The sequence below is a fragment of the Flavobacterium sp. GSB-24 genome (genome assembly GCF_027924665.1).
GTDB lineage: Bacteria > Bacteroidota > Bacteroidia > Flavobacteriales > Flavobacteriaceae > Flavobacterium.
The window spans coordinates 160,572-185,056 of the sequence record NZ_AP027043.1; the positions used below are offsets into that span (position 1 = coordinate 160,572).

Sequence of the window (24,485 nt, forward strand, 5' to 3'; positions counted from 1 at the left end):
TGTGAGAAACTAGTTTCTTTTAAACTCTCTCAAGTCTAAAAAACCTATGTCTCTATGTGTTTAAAAAATTTATTTAGATAAATAGATATGATCAATATCAAAAATGTAGTTATTTAAAGCTCTTACATCTTCTGGATCAACACTTCTTAAAACCAAAATATCTTTGATTTTTGTCAAGTCTAATGACGGATTTTGTTTTTTGTAATCAGCGATTGGAATTTTAACCATGTTCCAGCTGCCGTCTCTTTTTAGTCCGTATAAATTACTTGTGGCATCAAATTCAACATATCCAGTGTTGGAAGCATCTTTCATTCTAAATCTGATTTTTCCAGTGCTGGTAGTTCTTACCGCCATATTGATATGCGTGTAAGAAGAAATATCCGTGAAATTTACAAACGATAGAATTGCCATCGCCCATTTAGCTTCTGCTGCAGGCGGTGCTGCTGGAAGAGAAAAATTTCTAAAAGCTCCTTCATAACCATCAGCTGCAACTTCTTTAATTACAAATTGATTGCTTGAAACCCAGTTTAGGACAGGAGCTGTTTTTGTGAAATCAGGATTTTCAGAATAAATTTTAAGGGCATCAGCCGGAATAACAATTGGCGGAGTCGCAGGCGCTTCAACCTCAACATTAAAAGTTTTCTTTTGAGTGGTATTGTCTACAAATGTAATTTCTAAAGTGGTTGTAAAAGTACCGCCTTTTGCATATTTTACCTCAACATTCGGCTCGATAGAAGAACCTGGAGAGCCGCCTTGAAAAGTCCATTTTACAGCACGTACTTTTGTCGACGAATCGGTATACGTAATGGTTTGTCCTGCTTTAACAGAGGTATTGGTGGATTCTGCTTTTAATTCTCCTTTTTTATAAAGATATACTTCGCGTACATCATCTTCACAGGAAAACAAACTTGCAAAAAGTACTAAAAGGAAATATTTCAATTTAGCGATATGATTTAGTTTTATAGTCATGGTTTTGTGTTTTTTGGTTAATTTTTTTTGAGAGGTGGTAGAGGTAAGAGGCAAGAAGCAAGACTTTTCAGCAAAATCTGCTTCTTTTCAGAATATAGATTATAGAACATAGAGAAAAGATTTTTCTAAATCTCAGATCTTGCTTCTTGCCTCTATTCTCTATTCTCTATTTTCTATTCTCTATATTCTACACTCTTAAAAACTCTATTTCAATCCATCTAAAAATCCTTGATAAGCTGGTTTCTTATTATAGTCGGCATCTAGGAGTAACGGGTACTCTTTTGAGTGCCAAAAACCGGTTAACCAAGTATATTTGTCGGTTACGCCCCAAGTTGAGATGGCGAATTTTTGGGTTTGAGGCAATTCTTCGTACATCGTTGTGATGTATTTATAGGTTTCAGCTTGTTTTTGTGCTTCGGCATCTGTAAAAACATACGAGTCCGATTTAGCTGTGTTTACTTTGATGTCTAATTCTGAAATATGAATTAACAATCCTGTGGAAGCCATATCAGTAAACCCAGTTTTCATGGTTTGTCTGTTTGTATCTGTTGAATAGTGAAATTGATCTCCTACACCATCGATTGGAATTCCGTTTGCTTTGAATCTGGTTACCATTTTTTTAATGGCAGCTCTTTTTCCACCATCCAGAACTACACTGTAATCGTTGTAAAATAATTTAGCATCTGGATCTGCAGCTTTTGCATATTTAAAACATCTGCCGTAAAAACCTATTGGGTCATTAAAAATTGGTTTTATTACGGTTTCATTTCTTAAAGCTCCGCCGTCGGCAAAAACTTCATTTACAACATCCCAGCTTTTTACTCTGCCTTTGTAACGACCGACAACATCTGTAATGTAAATTTTGACTTTTGACTCAAATGCAATGGAATCGTATTTTGCATTTTTAAACCATTCTGGAAAGGAATCGTACCAGACTAAAGTATGTCCGTGCACTTCCATATTATTGTCTTTTGCAAAACCAACTAAATAATCGGCGGCTGTAAAATTATAGGCTGTTGAAGATGACCAGATACTAGCCATTTTCATTTCGAACTCAGCCGTAATCTGGCTGTAATGTTTTAAAACTGCATTTTTATAATTGGCTTCTCCTTGTAAATCTTTCATTTTAACCGCTGCACCAACCTTAAACTTTGCTTTTTCTTTTAAGGTTTGAGTAATTGGATTTGGATTGCCTGTACCGCCGTCTTCATCTGCATTTATAAAAACTACTTTTTCGTCGTTGCTGCAAGAAGCAAATAGCAAAACAGTTAATAGACCTAAAATATATTGTTTATTTATCATCGTGTTTTTTTTAGTTTGATCCGGAAATCAAATTTTACTTTGTTTCCCGGATCGGGATTACTAACTTTAACCTTAACTCTTTGGAAAACATATAAAACATCGTTTTTTCAAACTTGAAAAAGGCGTTCAATCTATGTTTTTATGTGCTAAATATTAATTGTATCCTACATTAAATCCTTCTGGTTTTCCCATCAAATCGATTTGACTTTGTGGAATCGGCATATTGATCATTGCAGGAGTCATTTTTAAGGGCACTTCTCCGGTAATAGTTCCAGACGGACTTGAACGGAAATATAAATTCTGTCTTTCTACCAAAAGTCCAAGTCTTTTTAAGAGAAACCATCTGTTGTTTTCAAATGCTAATTCTCTAGCCGATTCGTCTAAATAATTATTTAAAGTCCAAGCTGTTAAATCAAAAGTGGTTACGGTACTTTCAGGATTTCCGGTATAACCTCTTCTTCTCACTTTATTTAAATACGCAAGGGCTTTGGTATCGTTTCCTAAATTGTGATAAGCTTCAGAAGCCAACAAATACGTTTCTGCCAATCTGTAATACATATAATCTTTGTAACTGTTTGAAGTCATTGGCAGTTTTTCCGTATCGTGGTATTTTTTCAAACTCCAATGCCAAGCTCTGTAATTTCCATTTGGAGCCGCGATTGCCGGATTTGTAATTGGCTGTCCGAATTTTGGATTTCCTGGAACATTGATTTTGTAATCCTGATAATTATCGGAATAATAATAGGTTTTAAACCTCAAGTCGTTTGTTTGATCATAAAGTGATTTCAAATAATTATTTGGGTAAAACCAGCCTAAAGCCTGACCTCCGTACGCCACATCCTGAACCAATTCGCTGGTATTCAATTCATAAGTTCTATGAGTAAAAACACTGCTCAGCCAAGAACCGCCGCCCCCGGCTAAATTATCATCAGGACCTAATAAAAAGTCTTTTTGATAGGTAAAAAGAGATTCTTTATGATTTCCGTTTTGTCCCCAAACATCTGCAAGTGCAACTAAACCGTGAGTTCCGTCATTGATAATAGCATCAAACTGCGCCGCCGCACCTGCCCAGTCTTGCTGCCATAAAGCACTTTTACCACGAATATGTCGTGCAACACCCTGCCCGTAACGTCCTGGATCTACTTTAAAAGGAAGATTGGCAATTGCATAATCCAAATCAGCATCGATTAATCTGTAAACATCTGCGTCGCTTGCTACTTTGTATTCTACTGGATCGTTAATATTTTGAGGTGTTGTTGGAATTGTATCGATTAAAATACCGCCATACATTTGTTTTAAATCCAAATACAATTCACCTCTAATAACTCTTGCCTGCGCTACTAATCTTTTCTTAGTCGCTTCATCCATTTGAATTGATCTTGCCGCAGTGATAATTGCCGAACATCTGTCGATAATCTTATAGCCCTGAATCCATTTCGAACCTGTGAACGACTGCGGATTATGACCTGTACCGTATGGTGTATTCCACGTTCTGTGCAACCCTAAATCTGTGGCTACCATAAAGAATACATTGGCCCACAAATCACTGTTGTCTCCAGAAGGCAGATTATAGAAACGCATCTGGTTGTATAGTGCATTAACTCCAACTTCTAATCCTGCTGGAGAACTGTAGACATAATCTACAGAAACTTGATCTTTTACCGTTTCCTCTAGAAAATCTTCGCACGAAGTAAGTCCTAAAGAAAGCCCGAATATCAAAACAAATAGAAAATTTATATTTTTCATGATCTTGTTATTTTTTATTTTATGAATGTCTTAAGCTGCGTTAAAAACCTACTTGTAAGCCAATAACACAAGTAACAGGTTCAGGATAATCGTATATTTCTTTTTCTGGACTATAAGACTGGTAATCTGTAATGGTAACCAAGTTGCTTCCTGTTACATAAAGTCTCATATTGCTTAATCCTAAAGATTTAATTGTACTTTCTGGAAATTTAAATCCAACCGAAACGTTTTGAAGACGAATGTATGAAGCGTCTTGTAATCCTAAAGTATTGATGTAAGGCGGATCATTTCCATCTCTTGGTCTTGGCCAGTTTCCTCCCGGATTTTCTGGTGTCCAATAGTCTTGTTTGATACCGTTTTTCACACCTCTTAAAGATCCTCCTCTTACATAATCATATAAAAATGGATTGTCTCTTGTAATGCCTTGAACTGTATAAATATCTGCTGAGAAATCGAATTGTTTGTATTCTAAAGCCACAGAGAAAGTACCAAACCAATCCGGCATTTTGGAAGTGATCACTCTGTCCTGATCCGGATTTGGATTGGCACCATTTGACGGATCTGCGTCATATAATTTGATATCTCCAGGATACAAAGTTGTTCCTGTAACGAGCGGAATATTTTCGCCTTCCTGATAAATTCCAACTGCTTTGTATCGGTAATAAACATCAATTGGTTTTCCAATAAACCATAAGTTTCCAACGGCATCATCTTCTCTTCCGTCGCCATCTGCATCTTTTCCGTAGATACTTACTATGCTGTTTTTATTCTTAGTGAAAGTTGCTCCAACATTTAATCTGAAATCTTTCTTTTTAATTAAGTCTCCGTTCAAAGTAACCTCCAGACCTTTATTGTTTACTTTTCCAATATTTGAAAGTTTCAAAGTATATCCCGTGTTGGCATTTAATGTTTCATAAATCAGCAAATCTGAAGTGTCAGTATTATAAACCTCAACTGTACCTGTTAATCTGTTTTTGAATAGACCAAAATCGGCTGCAAGGTTGAGTTGTGTTGAGGTTTCCCATCTTAAATCGGGATTCGATAATTGCGTGCCTGGCACATATCCTGAAACTTTTACACCATTAATAATATAATCTCTCTGCACAGCAGTTGCCATACTTTGGTAAGGATCTTTTGGCTGGTTACCTACTTTACCATAACTTGCTCTTAATTTTAAATTACTGATAACCGGAACGTGTTCTTTCATGAACTCTTCATTAGAAACATTCCATGCTGCATTTACCGCTGGAAAAAATCCCCATTTATTATTCGCTCCAAATACTGAAGATCCATCGGCTCTTCCTGAAACTGTGAAATAATATTTACTGTCAAAATCATATTCTAATTTTCCTGCAAACGAAATAAGAGATCTTTCGTTTCCTCCAATTAAAGGTGTATTTAAGAAAGCACTTTCTAAACCATAAATTCCTAAAATATCACTTGGAATTCTGCTCGCTGAATTACTAAAATCACTGTACTCCGATGAGGTAATTTCATAAACCCCAGTTGCATTAAAATGATTTTTTTCGGCTAAGTTGAAGTTGTAATGCAAAATATTACTTAACTGATATTCTACATTGTCTTTATAGGTAATGCTGCCGCTTCCCTGTCCTGAGTTAGCAATTCCAGAAAGCGATTTTGAGGTATTAAATGACAAAGCTTTATAATTCCACGATCTTCGGCTGGCATTCAATTTATAGGTAAAACCTTTTGCCAGATTAATATCCAGAAAGACATTCATGATATCATTTCTATTCAATTCATTTGTGTTGGTTTCATAAACATCAATAAGCGGGTTTGGTGTTTCCTGAATTCCTCCCGGAAGATAACGGAAAGAGCCGTCTGGATTATAAACCTGCCCTAACGGCGATGTATTTATAGCATTATTTAAAATGTTACCCACATTCGGACGATTTGATTCTGAGAATTGAAGCGAAACATTCATTCCTACTTTTAACCAATCTCTAACTCTTTGATCAACATTTACCCTCATTGCTACTTTATCATAGTCTGAATTTGGAACTACTCCTGAAGTATTAATGTAGTTGATGCTTGAAAATATACTTGTTTTATCTGTTCCAGATGAAATACTCAAACTATGGTTATTGGTTACGCCTGTTCTCAAAACCAATTTTTCCCAATCAATATATTTTCCAGATTGAACAGATTCTAATTCTAATGGAGTGAAAACCTGATTATCTGGTCTGTAAACGCCATTATTACTAGTTCTGTATGCTTCTCTTTTTAGTTGCGCAAATTCTTCTCCACTGTAAACATCAAAGTTTCTATTGACAGTTTGAACACCAGAAAAACCATTATAAGAGATTTTTGCTTTTCCTGTTTTTCCTCTTTTGGTAGTAATCAAAATAACTCCGTTGGATGCTCTTGCTCCATAAATAGATTGTGCAGCCGCATCTTTTAAGATTTCTAAAGAAGCAATATCATTCGCATTAATATCATTAATATTTCCGATTACAATTCCATCGGCGATTACAATTGGTTCGTTGCTTCCGTTAATAGATTTTTTTCCTCTAATTTGGATTGAAGAAGAACTTCCCGGTCCGCCATCGGCCAAACTTACCTGAACTCCTGCTGCTTTACCTCTAAGCATTTCACCAACATCAGAAGTTGCTACTTTGGTCATGTCTCCTGGTTTTACCGATGCAACAGAACTAATTACGTCACTTTTCTTTTTCGTGCCGTAACCTACAACGATAATTTCGTCAAGAGCTTGAGAACTTTCTTTTAATACTACTTTTAAATTTTTCTTGTTTTCGGTATCAACAGAAACTTCATCCATTCCGATAAAAGAAAAAACTAACGTACTTTTTGCCGGGACACTGATTGTAAAATTCCCATCGAAATCAGTTTGTGTACTTTTTGACGTTCCTTTGGCATGTACATTTACACCCGGAAGCGGGAGTCCGGCCTTATCGACTACTTTTCCTGTAATCGAACTTTCTTGTGCACTCACTGTGGTTGAGAGAATACACATAAAAAGCAATAAAACTAGTTTTAGATAATTTCCTCCAAGAAAAAACATCTTTACATGTTTGTTTTTTTTCATAAGTTATTTTTTTGGTTAGTTAGATAGAAATCAGTCATGATTTATGTTGCAAATGTGACTAATAAATGAAGTTTACAGGGGAGAAAAACATTCGCATTTGGGGGCGTCAATGTGTTTATTTGCGAATTTAACACGTGAAAAAGCCTTAAAAAACGGTATTCGTAATAAAAACCTTAAAAAATTATTGGGTACTTAATTTCAATTTTTTATAATTAAAATTTTAACCGCAAAGTCCGTAAAGCTCTTTTTAAATTTTACGTACATTGTCACACTATTTGTATGAGAAATAAAACATGAAAGATTTTCAAGAAGAACTTAATGAATTAAGAAAAAATTATTGGAGGAAAGAGGGCTACTATAGATACCTCTGGAGTATTACTTTTCAAAGATTTTCTATCGAGAATGGAAGAATGGAATAAAGCAATAGGTTTTAATGAAAACTGGATCAACCTAATATGTTATAAGCACGATTTATTAAATATTGTTGGCATAATAGAACCTGATCTTTTAAAAAATGTAATTTCTTTAAATGATTTTAGAACAATCGATTTTCAAAAAGACGATACTTTCAATTTATATGGTGCCAGAAGTCTTGATCCTGGCCTTATTCATGCTGTATTTTGTTGGGATTTATTTAAAGATAATTCCGTATTTGATGAATTTAGAAAATTACCCAACCCATATGACCCCATAAAGCTACTCTACTTTAGAGGTCATTGTGTTGGTAAATCCGACGTTAGAACAATTACAATTGATTCAATTCTTTCAGTTAAAAAACAGACAGATTTTAGATTACCATCTTTAGATCCTAAGTTTTTAAATTATCTAGATAAAAATTGCAAAAGAAGTGGCAGTGACGGAATTCCTAATCAAGAAAAAACAAATGAATTGTGGGAAATTTTTAAAAGCAATAACTCAATGGTTTAATTAGGCAGTATTATCCATAAAGCTCATTTATATGATTAGCCACAGATTTTCAGGATTAAAATGATTTTAAAAATCTGCGCTAATCCAAAAAATCTGTGGCTAAAAAACTTTACGATTGGATACGTCCCTGCGAACTTTTATATTCAGTAGGAGATAAATTATAAAACTTTTTAAATTCTTTACTAAAGTGTTTTCGATCATTAAAACCAACCATATACGTTACTTCGGAAACGGAATAACTGGTATTGGCTAAAAGACTTGCCGCTTTCTTTAAACGCATGTTTTTGATAAATCCTGCTACTGAATGATTGGTCAGCATTTGTACTTTTTTATAAAGAACAGTTCTGCTCATTCCTATTTCATTTACTAAATCATTTACATCAAAATCTGTATTATCGAGATTGGCTTCTATGATCTGAGTTAGTTTTTTTACAAATTGGCCTTCGGGTGTGTTTACATTTTCCTGCTCAGCATCTGCAATAAAACCTTCGCCGTATTTTTGACGCATTATTTCTTTGGCAGATAATAAATTGGCAATGGTTAATTTTAATTCTTCAATACTAAAAGGTTTCGAAATATAAGCATCTGCACCTGTCGAAAGTCCTTCAATTCTATTTAAAGTAGAAGATTTTGCCGTTAAAAGTATCACTGGAATATGATTGGTATTTTGACTCGTTTTTAAAATTTTACACAATTCAAAACCATCCATTTCGGGCATCATAACATCTGTCAGGATAAGATCTGGAATTTCTTTCTCCATATATTCCAAAGCTTTTATGGCATCTGTAAATCGCAGCACTTTATAATCGGTGTATAAAATATCGTTTATAAACGAAAGTACTTCTTCGTTGTCCTCAATTACGAGAACTGTCTTTTTTGTACTGTTATCAGATTCGTCCAGATATTCCGGTTCATAAATATCAATTTCGGTTTTAATATCAGAAATCGGATTGGCGTTTTCATCTATTTTAATTGTGTTTTCAACAATCTGCGATTTTTTAAAATGCTCTTTACCCTTCTTTAATGTAATAGTAAAGATCGTATTGAAATTGGCATCGGCTTCTGTTTGTACGTTTATTTCTCCGTGATGCAGTTCTACAATACTTTTACTCAAAGCCAGACCAATACCGCTGCCTAAATTGGCGCTGCCGCGTTCGTCTAACTGAAAAAAGTTTTTGAAGATTTTCTTTTTTCTATTTTCTGGAATACCAATTCCATTGTCTTTTACTTTTATTTCGATAGAATCAGAATCTTCCTTTTGCTCTACAGCCAAAGTGATTTTTCCATTTTTACTAGTGAATTTAAATGCATTCGAAAGGAGATTATAAATCACTTTTTCCATCTGGTTTTTATCGAAATAAAGCAGCGCGGTATTAATATTAAGTACAAATTTGTAATCAATCTTTTTCTCAACGGCAATTCCGCGGAACGATTCGTAAATATCAAAACAGAACGAAACAATATCCTGCTGTTCGCAATAGATTTTCATACTGCCTTTTTCGGCTTTTCTAAAATCCATTAGTTCATTGACCAATTTTAATAAACGGTCAGAATTACTTTTAATGGTTTTTAATTTATGTTCCAGATTCGAATTCTTTTCGGCACCGCTCAAAAGTTCTTCAACGGGTCCGCTTATAAGCGTAAGAGGCGTTCTAATTTCGTGCGAAACATTCGTAAAGAAATCGAGTTTCATTTTATACAATTCTTCTTGTCTTTCTTTCTCCACCTGATCCAAATAATAGGTTTGTTTTAATAATTCTCGGTTTCGTAAAAAACGGAATAATAAAACTGCGGCGCCGGCCAATAATCCTAGATATAGAATATAAGCCCACCACGTTTTCCACCACGGCGGCAGCATAATAATTTTTAGGGTTTTAATTGTCGGGTTCCATTCTCCGCCGCCATTTGAAGTTTTTATTTTAAGCAGATACGTTCCAGAATTCAAATTCGTTAAATTGATATAATGCTGCGAACCGATAATATGCCAATCGTCTTTATTAAACGAACTTTCTAATTTATAAGCATATTCGCTTTTTTCTGGCGAAATAAAATTCATCGCACTAAATTCTATTCCGATATATCCTTGATCGTGTTTTAAAGTGATTTCTGAAGTTTCGCTAATTCGTTTTTCCAGTGTAACTTCTTTATTTCCTGGTTTAATTTCTTCGTTATTAACGATAAGCTTCGTCAGGACAATTGGCGCTTTATCTTCTGTTTTAATTAATTTCGAAGGATTAAAAAGCACCAAACCATTCGAACATCCAAAAACCAATTCTTTTGCATTGAGCTTTAAACTGCAGTTGTTTGAAAACTGTTTGACTTTTAAGCCATCTTTGGAAGAATACGACGTAATCTCAAAATCAGAAATTCTAAAAGCTGGACTTAGCTTTTTGGTTTTTATTTTATAAAGCAGGTTATTGTCGCTAATCCAGATATTTCCCTCAGAATCTTCTGAAATGCTTTTTATGGTCTCATCCGTAAAACCCATTGATCGGTTGATCTCGAAAAAACGGCCTTTTCGTTCGTCAAATAAATTCACGCCTCCGCTTTCGGCACCAATCCAAAATCTATTTTTAGAATCGGTAAACATGACGGTTAAACTGTTGTTCGACAATCCATTTTTAGAACCTGTTTTAAATACTTTGGTAACTTGTTTTAATTTTTTATCAAAATAGTTTAAGCCATATTGCGTGGCAATCCAAAGTCCGTCTTTCCTGTTGACAATATCTGTAATGAAATTATCGCTCAGTGAATTGGAAGTTCCATCTGCCATGTAAATTTCAACCGTTCCATCTGGCATTACTTTTTTTAATCCGTTGCCATTTGTACCGACCCACAAATCGCCGTTATCCATCAAAAGAGACGTAATTGGACGTTCTCGTTCCTTAGAATCTTTTCGCGAAAGCGATATAAATTGAAAAGTTTTACTGTTTTTATTGAACTTAAATAATCCGTTGAAAGTTCCGCAAAACAAATACTGCTCGTTTTGATTGACCAAAGCAGTTATCATATTTACGCTTTTGTCAAAATCATAACTTTCAATAGCATACGAAGTACTTTTATTGTTTTTAAAATCAAGATAATTCAAACCGCCGCCGTTGGTTCCCACCCAAACCGATCCGTCATTTTCTCGTGCCACTGCATTTACAAAAGCAGTATTTAATCCGAAATTGGGTTTTATAACTTCTCTTACATTGGTAAAATTGGTGTTGGTTTTTTGAAAAAAGTTGACACCGCCGCCGTTGGTTCCAATCCAAATATCATTATGTCGATCTTTAAGAAAACATTTCACATCATCGTCTGAAAGACTGTAACTCTCCAGCGCATTATGACCGTATTTCGTAAATTCATTTCTGTCTTTCTTGTAAACACATAGTCCGTTTTTTGTAGCAAACCAGATTGTATTGGCATCAACCTCAACAATATCATTTACCCAATTTGACGATAAACTTTTTCTGTTACTCGTATTTAGCAGAAAATTGGTTATTGAATTCTGACTTGCATCAAAATGGAACACGCCATTGGCTTCGGTTGCAAACCATACATCGCCATTTTTTTCTTTTAGAATCTTCCAGATTTTAGATTTTAACAAAGCTCCATTATCACTCCAAATTTTTGGCAAAGCTTTCTTAGAACCATTTTTAGGATCAAAACATTCTAAACCTTTAGAAGTACCGACTAAAACGCCGTAATTACGATCGTAAAACAAAGACAAAACCCTGCTTTTCCTAAATGGAGAATTATGATCGTTTGAGATTTCTTCCAGCAAATATTTTTGTCTGTCCAGACGTTTGATACCGCCAAAAGTCCCAATCCAGATCCTGTCTTGATCGTCTTGAATTATAGATGAAATATAGTTTCGTCCGCCTTTGATTTTCTGAACATCAACTCTTAGAAAACTCTTTTCGTTTTTATTAAAAAGGTTTAAGCCGTTATTGGTTCCTATCCAAATTTCTCTTTTATTATCTTCTAAAATTACATTAACATGATTGTTGCTGATGCTGTTGAGAATATCTTTATTATACACATATCGCAGAAAATCATAGCCATCATAACTAATCAAACCATTCGCTGTTCCGATCCAGATAAATCCTTTTTTGGTTTGATGAATACTCGAAATCATACTTTGGGAAAAACGGGTATCATAATTAATATGATCAAAATACAAATCTGAACTTTGAGCATACGAACTCACAGCAATTGCAAAAAAAAGAATAAAACTTAAGATGCCGTTTTTAATGTTTTTCATAAACGAAATTTAATAAAAGCTCGAGTAATTTAATTGCAATAAACCTATGAAAAAAATCAATCGAATGCTTTGCAAAATAGAGCTTATGCAAAAAAAAGAGGTGGCAGTTTTTTCTTTTTAAGGGGTGTAGATGTACTTTTGCGCAGGTTTGAAGTCGTTTTTTATAATTTGAAGCTAATTCCAGCTATCTGCTATATCTTTTATGGCGAACCCCGCCATAAAAGGATGCCGCGCCTATCTGGGCTAGGGCAATCATTTTCAAAAGTCTATTTTTTAATGAATCAAAATCGAAATACTTACATGTTGATTTTTAATTTATATTTAATCAAAAAAAAACTGCTTTTCAAAACTAAAAATGGACCAATTAGAAAATATAATAAAATACGTTTCAACTAAAAATAAAAGAAATCTTTTTACCTTTTTGACAGGAGCTGGACTTTCTTCAGAAAGCGGCATCCCAACTTATAGAGGTGTTGATGGCATTTGGGTTAAAGGCACTCAATTTCATAAACCAGAGGAGTTTGGTACTTTTAAATATTTTAAAGAGCATCCAGAAGAAGTCTGGCAATATTCTTTATTCAGAAAGAAAATGTTTCAAAATGCTAAACCTAATGAAAGTCATTATGAATTGGTGGAAATTGAAAGTATCTTAAAAGACCGATTTCATCTTATTACTCAAAACATTGATAACTTACACAGACAAAGCGGAACCGAAAGAATTTTCGAAATTCATGGTAACAATAGAGAAATAAAATGTTCTAATGGTTGTAAAGGAATCGTAAATCTGCCAGAAGAAATAAAAGGAAAAGAAATAGATGAAGACCTAACTGAAAGAGAAATTGAGCTTTTAAAATGTAAAAATTGCGGAAGCTGGATGAGACCGAATATTTTATGGTTTGATGAATATTATGATGAGCAAACAAATAAAAAATTCAGTTCTTTAAAAATTGCTAAAAATTCAGGAATATTATTTATTCTAGGGACTTCGGGTGCAACAAATCTTCCCATTGCAATTGCAGAAACCACCTTAAAATATGGTGGAACTATTGTCGATATTAATATAGAAGATAATCAATTTACAGCTTTGATAAAGGACAAAAAGAATAAAATTATCATTCGTAAAACATCTACTGAAGCTTTAAAAATGATAAAGGAAATCATTAAAAATACTCATCTTGTCTCATCTTGAAAAAGTTTATTTATTTAATTTATAATGGCCTGAGAAATTCATATTAATCAACCTCACTGTGTGTGAACGCGTGAGACGCTTGTGCCAACGGGGATATTATATTGGTAAATAGTTAAAATAAATTGATAATCAAAAAATGAAAAATACTTTTAAATACTTATTTATAATAATTGTTAGTGTAGTAATAATTATTTTTCTATCAGTTCATTTTTATAAAAATGCAGTAGTTGAAAATTTAACTGATAAAAATAAATTCGCAACTGAAAAATGGTCAGAGCTATACAATTATAGTAATGAGCGACAAAAATTGCTAGAAACCTTATTATACTCTACTAATAAAGACTTAAATGATACTTTAGAAGATGCGTTACATACAAACAAAGAAAAACATAAGTTATATAAAGAGAATTGCTCAATACAATTCGTTAAATTACAGTACGATATAAATAAGGAATACTTGAAAATTTTGAGAAGATATTCGGTTGATAGTATTTCGAATCAAACTAGTGATTATAAAATTTTACAAGAATTACAAGAATTAGATATTAAATATAATAATGTGATAGCAAAATATAACGAAGCTACATTAAATTATAATAAATATATATCAATTTTTCCTAATTTTTATTTTGCGAAGAGTCACGGATTTTTTAAAAAGAAGTATTTTACGATAAAATATGGAGTGAAAAATAATGATCCAATAGTTAAGAGTAAAGAGTTGCCTGCTTGGGCTAAGGATCAAGATACTTTATAGTATGTAATTTTTTAAATACTTCGTCGAATTGTCTTTTTCTTATTTTGTTTAAACGTAATAATTTATTTTCTCCCTTGAATCAGAATGTCTGCAAGATTTTTTTTTCACATACTCTTTGATTCAAGATTTTGAAAATTCTCTGAATAGAGTTCTTGCATTTCTTCCAAGTGCAATAATGTTCAAGCCTCCACTATCAGAAAAGTTCATGAAATGCATCAGGAAATCAGCCTTGCTATTAGAAATCTACTCATGAAAGCTGTTCGAAGTCTTCTGACTTCGCATGTACAACGAGAATCAACAAAGTTGTACCACTAGTTTTAAAGGTTTGCAATTAAAATGCTGCAAAAATATATCTGAATTGTCACAAAAAGGTTATATTCTTTTGGGGCATTTTAACTACAAAACAACTTCTGTCTCTTCAATCAATCCCAAAATTTTACCATAAGCAATAGCCGCTTTATGCACCTGAACCGTCCAGTCCTCTGCAGCATTATCATCGGCTCCATCAGAAATATATTTGAGGCATAAAAACGGAATGTTTTCTTTCATGGCGATCATGGCTAAAGCATAAGCTTCCATATCGACCACTTGGTAAGCATCTGAACAATGACCCATTTCGAAATTATCGCCGGTTCCGCAGATTCCTTCATTTAAATTATCCATTAACAAACCATATTCTAGAACTGGAGGCAAACCAGATAATGGCGTTTCGTATAATGCAAAACCTAATCCGCGAACATCCATATCACGCTGCACAAATCTGGTACAACAGATAACTTCGCCTTTTTGAAAACAGCTGCTTCCCGCCGATCCAAGATTTATAATTATCGAAGGCTTTTTCTTTTGAATTGCTTTTGTCAATTCGTAAGCCGCATTTACTTTTCCGATTCCAGTAATTAAAGTATTATGGCCTTTAAAAACTTCGGCTGCTTCAGATTCTAGGGCAAATGAGAATAATATGTCTTCAATGGCAAAAGATGCCGTTTGATTAATTTGTATCATGCTTAATGGTAATTTTCAGTTCACAAAAATACGGTTAAAAGATTACGTAATAAAGCTTCTGGTGAATTTCTAAAAAACACGTTAAATTCTGTTTTCTATGGTAGATTTTAAGTTAGAAAAAATACTTTTGTTAAAATCAAAAAACAAAGAATTTCAATCCTTAAAAAATCAGAAAGCGCAACTGTATGGATAATGAAAAATTTATTTTCTGCCTTGAAGGTGTTAAAGATATAGACGACATCAGCCCGACACATGTGGTAAAATGTCTGGAAGAACTGGCAATCGATCAAGGCATTTCGAGCATTCATAAAACTTGCGACACGATTGAAGGTTTAGAAGAAAGTTTGAATATTTTACTTTATGAAGATCATAATTTCAAGGATTATGAAATCATCTATCTGGCAATGCCGGGACAAGAAAATAACATTTGCCTTCATGACTATTATTACAGTTTAGAAGAAATTGCCGAACTTTTTGAAGGAAAAATGAAAGGTAAAATTATTCATTTTGCAAATCTTAAAGTTTTAGATTTAAATGAAGATGAAGCTCAATATTTTCTAGATATTACGGGCGCAAGAGCTATTTCTGGTTACGGATCTACTTATAATAAAATTGCGAGCTGCAGTACGATTGATAAAGCATTCTTCAGTTTGTATCAAGAGAACGATAATCTTTTTGAGGTTGTCGAAGATCTTTATATGAAACACTATAATTTGTGCAAACTGCTTGATTTTAGATTATACTATTAAGCATGAAAACAAAGGGAGTCGAAAAAATAAAGACCTACGAAGCAAAAGGATTTCGGGAGAAATTTTTAGGAGAAGACAATCCGATACATTTGCTTTTCAAATCAAATTCTGATCATTTCTTTTGTCTTGAGATTGAAGAAGTAATGCAGATGCAGCATCCTGTTCCGCCTTCTAAACATTCTTGTCATACCTTAATTTTCATTTCATCAGGAAGACATGTCATGAAACTGGGTTATCAGGAATATACAACGACCGATAATGAAATGATTATGATACCTGCGGGTCAGATTTTTTCGCTTGACAATGTTAACAATATACACAAAGGCTATGTCTGTCAATTCCATCCCGATATTTTAATTCGAAAATACGGCAGCCGTGAATTGCTGAATGATTTTGATTTTTTAAAAATATCTGGGAATCCTAAAATTACACTTACTCCTCCAGAAATAAATCCTATTACCAATATTTTGGATCGATTGAAAAAAGAATATTCAGAGACTGCATTTACAGATTTGAATATCGTTCAGTCGTATTTGATTACTTTGTTTTATGAAATGAATAAAAATGCTGTTAAAACTTCTAAAGGGATTTCGGCCGCTGAGGTAATAACAGGAAAATTTAAGGAACTTATTCATGATCAAATAAAAACACAGCATCAGGTTAATTATTACGCGTCATTGCTAAACGTAACACCTAACCATTTGAATAAATGTGTCAAAACAGTAACTGGAAAATCGGCAGTAAAATGGATTGACGACAACATATTATTAGAAGCCAAATATTTACTGTTTCAAACGTCACTTTCTATAGGTGAAATCGCAGTGCAAGTGGGATTTGAAGACCAGTCTTACTTTAGCCGTTTTTTCAAAAAAGCAGAAGGAATTTCACCCATTCGCTATCGAAAAATGATTGATAAGTCCTAATTATTGATTAAAGAATCCTAACAAACAGCTTTACTTTTTTCAGAAATTTGCCAGTTCAAAAAAGCAAATTATGATTTATGTATTTAAAACTTCTGTTGACAGTCCATCAAAATTTGAGTCGGCTTCTGTTCTGCTTCATGAATTATTGCCAAATACTTTATGGAATTTTGATCTTGAAGACTGCGATAATATTTTAAGGGTTGACAGTGAACTTGATATTCCACATTTAATTCTGAACAATGGCATTTTTGAATGCATCGAATTAGAATAAAAATCAAAACGCCTTCAACACCTTTTACCAGATAATATGGAAACTAAATTTTATTGCAAAAATTTGATTTTGCTATTGAATAATTTTTTTAGTATTCAGTGACAATTTTCAGTTACAGCAAAATCTGGAAAATCAGAATAATAACGAAAAAGCGATATACAATTTTACTTGTATACCGCTTTTCCTATTTATTAACCATGAATTCTAGTTATCTACCACCATACCAATATGGATCTCCAACTTTTCTATCAATTAAAGCTTGATTTTTAAGTGTAAAATCTCCACTTGCGGCATTGACAAATTGAGGATCTAATGCTGTTGCAGAAGCAGACAAATCTGGTCTGTTATTTGCAAGTGCATTAACCGTACTATTTAAGTTTGGTGAATTGAAATAGTTGTTATTTGTAAATGTCGGATTTGGTGTTGCTGCCTCTCTTGTGTAAGGTGCCGGCGTAGCTGCAAACAATGTATTGCGTACAATTATTCCCGCAGTTGTAACAAATCTTGTGTATAAAATTGCGTTACCATTAGTAGCAAGCATATTTGGATTAGAAATAGTACAAGCATCAATTAACACATTTGATGTTAAACCAGTAAGTCCTGCATCCATACGAATAAAATACCTCGCTGTTGCGCAATTATTAAACGTACTGTTTTTAAGAGTAAGCTGAGCTACTTGCGAGCCTCTAACATCTATAAATTCTCCTCCAGTTGTAAGAACATTTGTTACAAAAGTATTCTCTACTATAACAGAAGCAATTTTAGAAGCGGCTAAGTTTGCACTAATCAATGATACTCCATAGTCATGAACATTACAGCCGCTTATTAAAAGCGCACCATATGTAACATTGTTATCATTGTATTTAACAACTGAAACAGCAGCACCGGCAGCTCCTTTGTCACCTTTTAAATCTAAATCTATTAAACTTAGATTAGCTGAACCATTTGTTAATACGAAATTCACATGAAGTTTTGGTTTGTCATAAGAGCGTAATCCTCTTAAAGTAATTGATTTATTTAACGTAATTGCTCCCGTTTGATTATCGGCTGTGTAAACTCCTGGCTCTAAAACTAGAACTGCTCCAGAAGCTGCGTCTGCAATTTTTTGCATTAAATCATCTGTTTTCTTAACTAAAATACCAGTTCCGATATCAATTGCAGTTGTAAAAGCTTTATTTCCTCTTTTCTTAGTACCATTAAACAAATCTGCTGTATAAGAAGTCTCTCCTGTCAATCCTGTTACTACAGCTACACCGCTAGTTTTTTCGGCTGGTGTAATAACATGTGTTATTGCTCCAGGGTTAACAACAATTTGTGTAACGTTGCTGTTTGGCGTCCATCTTAAAGTAACTTGTTTTGCTTCAATATCACCATCAATCGAAGCTAAGAAAAGCTGTTCAGACAAAGTCGTCGCTGAAGTAATAGACCATTTAGAATCTTCTAAACCTGCTGCACTTACTGCTTTCACTCTAATAGAATAAACTGTTTCTCCTTCTAGCGCTACTTGAACAGGTAGTTCTGTTGGAGCAACATTTACTGTTTTAAAAATCGTTTTAAAATCTGGATCATCTGCGCTAAATTCTACTACATAATGATCTGCATCTTCTTTAACAGTCCAATTTAATTCTACTGTAGTTTGATTTCTAACTGTAGCCTTCAGTCCAATTGGTGAAAATTCTCTGCTTACATCCAATTCATTTATTAAAGCTTCGTTATAACTTTCACAGCTTGAAAAAGACAGTGCCAGCAATAGCATAACTATTAATCCTTTAAATATATATTTTGTTTTCATAAACATAATGTCTTAATAAATTAATGATACTCTTTCTTGAGATTTACTTAGTATAATTGTAATCGTTAACTAATTTTCCATTACTAGATTCAATAAAAACCTGCCAGATTGGCCAGAATTGTCTATCATTTGGATTCATACCTGGTTTATACAAAGTATTTATCTTAGTATCTGCAGTTGCGCCCGTCCAAGTCCACGGAATAGATGAATAACCTGTACCAGGGTTAGTACTTTCACCACGATTAAGACCATAAATCTCCAAGCTTACATTATCTGCTTTATATCTATAATAAAGAGTGGCAGGGACATCAGCATATCGTCCAGTACGATCAGCTAAATTTTTCATATTTACTTTAGCTTCGTCTAATTTTACTTTTAACAAATTCCAACGAATAAGCGCTTGCTTACGCTCCATTTCACCTGTAAATTCAAATTTATTTTCTTCAACCAACGCATTAAACATTGCTTCTTTGCTGGTCAATTGATCTACATAATTATCAACTTTTACTGATTGAACTGCAGCAGGAAAAGCTCTTCTTCTTATTTCCTTTAAGTATGGAGCTGCTGCACCTGGACCTTCTAATTCGTTTGCTGCTTCAGCGGCAATCAAAAGAACTTCTGCATAACGCATGTAAATTTTATTCACTCCATCATCGTTTGTTGAAGTAACAAAACGAGTCATCCACTCGTAACGATATTTTCCAAAATACCAAGTGTTTAGCGCTCCTAATTCTTGCTTAGCAATGTTGTTTACAGCTGTTCCATATTTGTACGGAACACAAGTTACGTCTCTTCTTGTATCTGCTTGATCGTAATCATAAAATACAGTAGGAAGCGGTCCTGCAGTTCCTCCACGATTAGCTCCATTAGCATGGAATTGATCGTTTGTGGTGTGACGAACAGCAAAAGTAAATAACATACGGCCTCTACCATCTGAAAAAGGAAGTTCCCATAAAGATTCTCCTCCCGCTACTAAATATTCTTGATTGTATTTTTTCCAAAATGTTTCAAATGAAGATTCTAAATGAGCCTTTCCACTTGAAATAACAGAACGAGCTTCTGATAAAGCCAATGCATACATATTTGCAACAGATAATTCTGGATCTGTACTTCTTCTTATACCGTCTGGATATTGCTGATAACCACTAGCGGCTAGTGCTAAACGTGCACGAAAACCTTTTACAAATGCCTTATTAATTCTTTCTACACTACTTGTAGCTGGAGTTTCTCCAGGCCAAGGAACTAAAGTTGATGCTTCTCCTAAATCGGCAATAATTTGTTTATAAACAACATCACGACTAGATTTAGGAATATAAATTGTTGCTGATTCAATAGGCTCAAAACGAGCAGGAACATCTCCCCAAGCTTTTACTAAATCTGCGTAATAGATCGCTCTTAACGTTAATGCTTCTCCCAGCAAATACCCTAACTCAGTACCTGGACGAGGATCACCATATGCACGCAAACCACGAATACAAACATTAGCACGCTCAATTCCCGAGTACATCATTGCCCAGGCATTATTTGTGGTATTCATTTGAGAATTCTCTGGTTTTGGATCATAAGTACATAAATCTGATGCATCACTAACAGTCTGAGAAGAGTTATACCATTCAACATCTGTATTTAAACCATAAAAAGGAAGAAAACGACCTCTGTAAGAGTTAGTTTCTGCAAATGGAATTTTAATTCCATCTATTGCACCTTCAGCTAATCCAGGGGTAGAAAAAATTAAAGCTTCATTTAATGTTGATTTTGCCTCTCCATCTAAATAATCGTCTGAACAGGAAGTAAAAATACTTGCTAAAATTAATCCTGCTATAAATATTTTATGTTTCATCTTGTGAAATTTTGTTTAATTAAAAATTAAGGTTTAAACCAAAAATCAATTGTCTGCTTCTCGGGTATGCAGAGTAATCTACACCCGGTGTAAGAGCCGAACTTCTTCTTGTAGAAGCTTCTGGATCTGGTCCAGAATAACCCGTAATAGTGAAAACATTACTTGCAGTAAAATAAAATCTCAATTTAGATATTCCTAATGCAGAAGTTAAGGAACTTGGAGAGGTATATCCTAAAGTCAATGTATTTAATCTTAAGAATGAACCATCTTCTACTGCCCAGTCACTAAAAACATATCTAGCCATATATGGAGACCACATGGTTGTATTAGCATTAAGCGCAGTTAATGCTGCTGGATCTGTTACTAATTGTCCTGTTGCAGGATCTAAATTTGTCCATCTTTGTCCATCTGCCATTTCTGAAGTTAAATTTCTATATTGTCCATTCGGGTTTGAAGTAGTAAATTCAACTTTATTAGCGTTGTAAACGTCATTCCCAATACTCCAATTGAATGCTGCCGAAAGATCAAATCCATAAGCATTTGCATTTAAAACTATACCTCCGGTACTTTTTGGATTTGCATTTCCAATAATTGTGCGGTCATTTACATCAACGACACCATCATTATTAACATCTTGTAATTTCATAGAACCTGGTGCTATTGTCCCTACAACTGTTGATGCGCTTGCAACTCCTTCTGGATTTCTTGTAACACCATCTGGCAAGAAATACGGTTTTAAAGTGTATTTTGTTCCATCATATGTAAAATCAGATACTTCATAACGTCCTGCACTTTTATATCCGTACATAATACCGACAGGTTGTCCAACATTCACTAAATAATCATTTCCAATTGCAGTAGAGGCCCAACCTGAAGGAAATCCATAATTATCCATTACACCAATAGAATTGATGCGGTTTTTATTAAATCCAGCATTAAAAGATAGACTTAATCCATACTTTGGTTTTTCTATAAGATTTAAGTTTAAAGTCGCCTCTACACCAGAATTTTGAATTTCTCCCATGTTTCTGTATTGAAAATCATAACCGCTTCCTGGAGTTGGAAAATTCATTAATAAATCTTTTGTGATATTTTTATAGATCTCAACAGATCCGGTTACCTTATTTTTAAACAAGTCAAAATCTAATCCTAAATTCTGCGTTACGGTTGTCTCCCATTTCAAATCAGGATTTGCCATTGTTTTAGAAGCAGCCCAATAATTATCAACTCCATTAATCCAAGTTGAGGTAGATGAAAAGAAACTCTGCACCATTTGTCCAGTTGGAATATTATTGTTACCTGCTTCACCATAACTTACTCTCAATTTAAGTAAATTAACCCACGAAGCATTTTTCATAAATTCTTCCCCAGAAATTTTCCAAGCTGCTGCTGCTGCAGGAAAGAATCCCCATTTATTGTCACCTAAGAATTTACTAGAACCATCTGCACGATAAGTTGCTGTAAAAAGGTAACGATCTTTAATGTCATAATTTACACGACCAAAGAAAGAAAGTAATTTATCATCTGGTGCATAGTAATTATCAACAGATATTGGAGTTCCTTGAGTTGTTAACTTTTGAGCTTGATCAAAGTTAAAGAACAATGGAAAGCCTTGTATAACACTACTAACATCATTTCTTTCGTAATTAATAGACTCTTCTCCTAATAGAATTCTCAAGCTATGATCTTCACCGAGGGATTTTTTGAAGTCGTAATTTAATGTATTAGCATTTCTGAAACGAGTATCTTTTCTATCTCCCATCATTAAGGCTGGCATACCTTGTCTTTCGGCTGCAGGATTATTATTAACATAATAAGTAGAGCGTCCGAAAAAACGATAATCTTGATAATTATAATTATCTAAACCAAGTTCACTTTTAAATACCAGTTTATCAGTTAACTTCCATGAAAAACTACCTAGAGTATTAAAGTTCTTTCTAAATTGCTGACGATCTGTATCTGCAATAGCTACAAATGGATTGACTAAATAACCAGAAACTGCTTCATCAGTATCATCTGTAGTTAAACCAGGAAGTGGAATTGGCGCATAACCCACGCTATGTTTTAAACGTGAATCTGCAGAAGAAACTTCATTTTGTTCGTTTAAACCTCCACCATCAATCTCGGTATCTGAATAACGTACCGTGAAAGAAAGATCAATTTTATCAGAAGCTTTAGAATTTAACGAAAGAGACAAATTGTTTCTTTTATATCCTGAACCAATCATTATAGCATCTTCGTCATAATGAGCATAATTAAAATTGAAGTTCATTTTTTCTGTACCCCCTCTTATAGACAAATCACGGCTTTGAACCTCTCCAGTACGTCCAAAAGTTTGTTTCTGCCAATTGTTTCCTTTCATCCCTTTATACATATCGTAATCCTGCCAATTACCAAAGTATTTTTCATAAGAACTTAAATCAGTATTATCTTTAAGCAAAGCATATTCGTAATTCCATTTAACATAATCTTCCGGAGATAAAACATCAAAAGTATTTGCGATTTTTTTCATGCCATAAAACATATTATAGTTCACAGCAATCTTTCCGTCTTTACCTTTTTTAGTTGTAATAATAATTACCCCATAAGCACCTCTTGAACCATAAATCGCTGTAGATGAAGCATCTTTTAATATTGTCATATTCTCAATATCAGAAGAAGAAATATCATTTATACTATTTACTGGAAAACCATCTACTATATACAAAGGAGATGCATCCTGTGTAAGAGAACCGTTTCCTCTAATTCTAATTCTAACTTCAGAATCAGGCGATCCTTCAGAAGAAGTTACTTGAACCCCAGCTATACGGCCTGTTAGAGCCTCTGCCACGTTTGGAACTGGAATCTTTCTAACTTCACTTCCTGAAAAAGTAGCAACAGCTCCAGTTAAATCAGATTTTTTAGATGTTCCGTATCCAATTACAACAACCTCATTTAAGTTATTAGAATCTTCAGTCAAAGTAGCATTTACCTTAGATTTTCCTTCTGTCGAAACGTCAACACTTTTAAATCCTATAAAAGAAAAACTTAAGACAGCTTTCGGGTTGGTTAATTTTATTTTATAGTGACCGTCAAAGTCAGTAGAAGTCCCGTTCTTAGTTCCTTTCTCCAAGACATTTACGCCTGGTAAAGAAAGTCCTGCAGCATCTTTCACGGTTCCCTCTATCGTTGTACCCTGCGCATGTAGTTGACTGCCGATCAATAAGCACAGTAAGAAAACAAGTTTAAAGCAAAAATCTGCTCCTTTGTTTAATAGATCTTTAAAGTTCATGGTTGATTGTTTAAGTTAATTAATTTTTTTTCGTTTTTAGTTTAAGTGGTTTTTTGTGGTTACGTTCAATTTATTCTCTTTAATTATTACAGATTTTTATTTGCGGTGAATTTTCCAGTATTCAGTAATGGTGTACTGTTTATCTTTTATCAGCCTTTAGTACTTAATCGATTTCGTATCTTAAAAAAAATTGTTGTAATCGATTACACAAACATAGATATTTTTTTTAAACGAAAAATAAAAATTCATAAAAAATTCATAAAAAAAATTATATATCCGAAATTTTAATGTTTTTTTATATGACATGTATAATTTTAGTCAAGATAAAATATTAAATATATTATTATTAATTGTTCATTTGATTCGATTTTTATAAAAAAAACAATCGATTACATGAATATTAATTATGAAATTATTAGGTGTTATTTTTACAC

Annotated in this window: 15 protein-coding genes; 6 read left to right on the forward strand and 9 right to left on the reverse strand. The window is 33.7% G+C overall.

Annotated features, from left to right (window positions below):
* Window positions 1–69: 69 nt before the first annotated feature.
* From QMG60_RS00810 to QMG60_RS00825, 4 genes are all read right to left on the reverse strand, one after another.
* A complete protein-coding gene (locus tag QMG60_RS00810; RefSeq protein ID WP_281866588.1) occupies window positions 70–969 on the reverse strand; it encodes a PKD domain-containing protein in 900 nt (299 codons plus the stop codon).
* Between the two features lie 204 nt (window positions 970–1,173).
* Window positions 1,174–2,271, reverse strand: a complete 1,098-nt coding sequence (locus tag QMG60_RS00815; protein WP_281866589.1) for an endo-1,4-beta-xylanase — start codon at window positions 2,269–2,271, stop codon at window positions 1,174–1,176.
* 153 nt (window positions 2,272–2,424) lie between these two features.
* Complete coding sequence (locus QMG60_RS00820; protein WP_281866590.1) at window positions 2,425–4,017, reverse strand: RagB/SusD family nutrient uptake outer membrane protein; 1,593 nt, start codon at window positions 4,015–4,017, stop codon at window positions 2,425–2,427.
* A gap of 40 nt (window positions 4,018–4,057) precedes the next feature.
* Window positions 4,058–7,084: a TonB-dependent receptor gene (locus QMG60_RS00825; protein ID WP_281866591.1), complete on the reverse strand. Its 3,027-nt coding sequence runs from the start codon at window positions 7,082–7,084 to the stop codon at window positions 4,058–4,060.
* 402 nt (window positions 7,085–7,486) lie between these two features.
* Here QMG60_RS00825 and QMG60_RS00830 point away from each other — a divergent pair, with 402 nt between their 5' ends.
* Window positions 7,487–8,011 (forward strand): hypothetical protein, encoded by a 525-nt coding sequence (locus tag QMG60_RS00830; RefSeq protein WP_281866592.1) that lies wholly within the window; start codon window positions 7,487–7,489, stop codon window positions 8,009–8,011.
* 109 nt (window positions 8,012–8,120) lie between these two features.
* Here the strand turns inward: QMG60_RS00830 and QMG60_RS00835 are convergent, their stop codons facing one another.
* A complete protein-coding gene (locus tag QMG60_RS00835) occupies window positions 8,121–12,260 on the reverse strand; it encodes a hybrid sensor histidine kinase/response regulator transcription factor (RefSeq protein ID WP_281866593.1) in 4,140 nt (1,379 codons plus the stop codon).
* A 355-nt stretch (window positions 12,261–12,615) separates the two neighbouring features.
* Between QMG60_RS00835 and QMG60_RS00840 the strand changes: the two genes are divergently transcribed.
* Both QMG60_RS00840 and QMG60_RS00845 read left to right on the forward strand, forming a co-directional pair.
* Entirely contained in the window at window positions 12,616–13,449 is an 834-nt protein-coding gene (locus QMG60_RS00840) for a Sir2 family NAD-dependent protein deacetylase (RefSeq protein WP_281866594.1), read from the forward strand.
* 136 nt (window positions 13,450–13,585) lie between these two features.
* On the forward strand, window positions 13,586–14,203 hold the full coding sequence (locus QMG60_RS00845) for a hypothetical protein (RefSeq protein WP_281866595.1): 618 nt from the start codon (window positions 13,586–13,588) through the stop codon (window positions 14,201–14,203).
* A 396-nt stretch (window positions 14,204–14,599) separates the two neighbouring features.
* On the opposite strand, the gene QMG60_RS00850 is transcribed toward QMG60_RS00845, so the two are convergent.
* Window positions 14,600–15,205 (reverse strand): nucleosidase, encoded by a 606-nt coding sequence (locus QMG60_RS00850; RefSeq protein ID WP_281866596.1) that lies wholly within the window; start codon window positions 15,203–15,205, stop codon window positions 14,600–14,602.
* A gap of 185 nt (window positions 15,206–15,390) precedes the next feature.
* Between QMG60_RS00850 and QMG60_RS00855 the strand changes: the two genes are divergently transcribed.
* The 3 genes from QMG60_RS00855 (at window position 15,391) to QMG60_RS00865 (ending at window position 17,148) form a co-directional block, all read left to right on the forward strand.
* Window positions 15,391–15,954, forward strand: coding sequence for a DUF6642 family protein (locus tag QMG60_RS00855; RefSeq protein ID WP_134142434.1), 564 nt, complete (start codon window positions 15,391–15,393; stop codon window positions 15,952–15,954).
* 2 nt (window positions 15,955–15,956) lie between these two features.
* Window positions 15,957–16,877, forward strand: a complete 921-nt coding sequence (locus QMG60_RS00860; protein ID WP_281866597.1) for a helix-turn-helix domain-containing protein — start codon at window positions 15,957–15,959, stop codon at window positions 16,875–16,877.
* 70 nt (window positions 16,878–16,947) lie between these two features.
* Window positions 16,948–17,148, forward strand: a complete 201-nt coding sequence (locus QMG60_RS00865) for a hypothetical protein (RefSeq protein ID WP_113676362.1) — start codon at window positions 16,948–16,950, stop codon at window positions 17,146–17,148.
* Between the two features lie 208 nt (window positions 17,149–17,356).
* On the opposite strand, the gene QMG60_RS00870 is transcribed toward QMG60_RS00865, so the two are convergent.
* From QMG60_RS00870 to QMG60_RS00880, 3 genes are read right to left on the reverse strand one after another with little or no spacing between them, the layout of a single operon-like run.
* The gene (locus QMG60_RS00870; protein WP_281866598.1) at window positions 17,357–18,940 is read right to left on the reverse strand and encodes a DUF4957 domain-containing protein; all 1,584 of its coding nucleotides are present in this window, start codon (window positions 18,938–18,940) and stop codon (window positions 17,357–17,359) included.
* Between the two features lie 43 nt (window positions 18,941–18,983).
* Window positions 18,984–20,780 carry a RagB/SusD family nutrient uptake outer membrane protein gene (locus tag QMG60_RS00875; RefSeq protein WP_057117707.1) on the reverse strand — a complete coding sequence of 599 codons (1,797 nt, stop codon included), beginning with the start codon at window positions 20,778–20,780 and terminating at the stop codon, window positions 18,984–18,986.
* Between the two features lie 19 nt (window positions 20,781–20,799).
* The gene (locus QMG60_RS00880; RefSeq protein WP_281866599.1) at window positions 20,800–24,051 is read right to left on the reverse strand and encodes a TonB-dependent receptor; all 3,252 of its coding nucleotides are present in this window, start codon (window positions 24,049–24,051) and stop codon (window positions 20,800–20,802) included.
* Window positions 24,052–24,485: the final 434 nt, after the last annotated feature.

What these genes read in the sequence shown, in the direction of transcription:
- QMG60_RS00865 (WP_113676362.1), top strand. Translation starts at nt 16,948, where the DNA reads ATGATTTATGTATTTAAAACTTCTGTTGACAGTCCATCAAAATTTGAG.
- QMG60_RS00835 (WP_281866593.1), bottom strand. Translation starts at nt 12,260, where the DNA reads ATGAAAAACATTAAAAACGGCATCTTAAGTTTTATTCTTTTTTTTGCA.
- QMG60_RS00850 (WP_281866596.1), bottom strand. Translation starts at nt 15,205, where the DNA reads ATGATACAAATTAATCAAACGGCATCTTTTGCCATTGAAGACATATTA.
- QMG60_RS00815 (WP_281866589.1), bottom strand. Translation starts at nt 2,271, where the DNA reads ATGATAAATAAACAATATATTTTAGGTCTATTAACTGTTTTGCTATTT.
- QMG60_RS00830 (WP_281866592.1), top strand. Translation starts at nt 7,487, where the DNA reads ATGGAAGAATGGAATAAAGCAATAGGTTTTAATGAAAACTGGATCAAC.
- QMG60_RS00810 (WP_281866588.1), bottom strand. Translation starts at nt 969, where the DNA reads ATGACTATAAAACTAAATCATATCGCTAAATTGAAATATTTCCTTTTA.
- QMG60_RS00860 (WP_281866597.1), top strand. Translation starts at nt 15,957, where the DNA reads ATGAAAACAAAGGGAGTCGAAAAAATAAAGACCTACGAAGCAAAAGGA.
- QMG60_RS00855 (WP_134142434.1), top strand. Translation starts at nt 15,391, where the DNA reads ATGGATAATGAAAAATTTATTTTCTGCCTTGAAGGTGTTAAAGATATA.
- QMG60_RS00820 (WP_281866590.1), bottom strand. Translation starts at nt 4,017, where the DNA reads ATGAAAAATATAAATTTTCTATTTGTTTTGATATTCGGGCTTTCTTTA.
- QMG60_RS00845 (WP_281866595.1), top strand. Translation starts at nt 13,586, where the DNA reads ATGAAAAATACTTTTAAATACTTATTTATAATAATTGTTAGTGTAGTA.
- QMG60_RS00840 (WP_281866594.1), top strand. Translation starts at nt 12,616, where the DNA reads ATGGACCAATTAGAAAATATAATAAAATACGTTTCAACTAAAAATAAA.
- QMG60_RS00875 (WP_057117707.1), bottom strand. Translation starts at nt 20,780, where the DNA reads ATGAAACATAAAATATTTATAGCAGGATTAATTTTAGCAAGTATTTTT.
- QMG60_RS00880 (WP_281866599.1), bottom strand. Translation starts at nt 24,051, where the DNA reads ATGAACTTTAAAGATCTATTAAACAAAGGAGCAGATTTTTGCTTTAAA.
- QMG60_RS00825 (WP_281866591.1), bottom strand. Translation starts at nt 7,084, where the DNA reads ATGAAAAAAAACAAACATGTAAAGATGTTTTTTCTTGGAGGAAATTAT.
- QMG60_RS00870 (WP_281866598.1), bottom strand. Translation starts at nt 18,940, where the DNA reads ATGAAAACAAAATATATATTTAAAGGATTAATAGTTATGCTATTGCTG.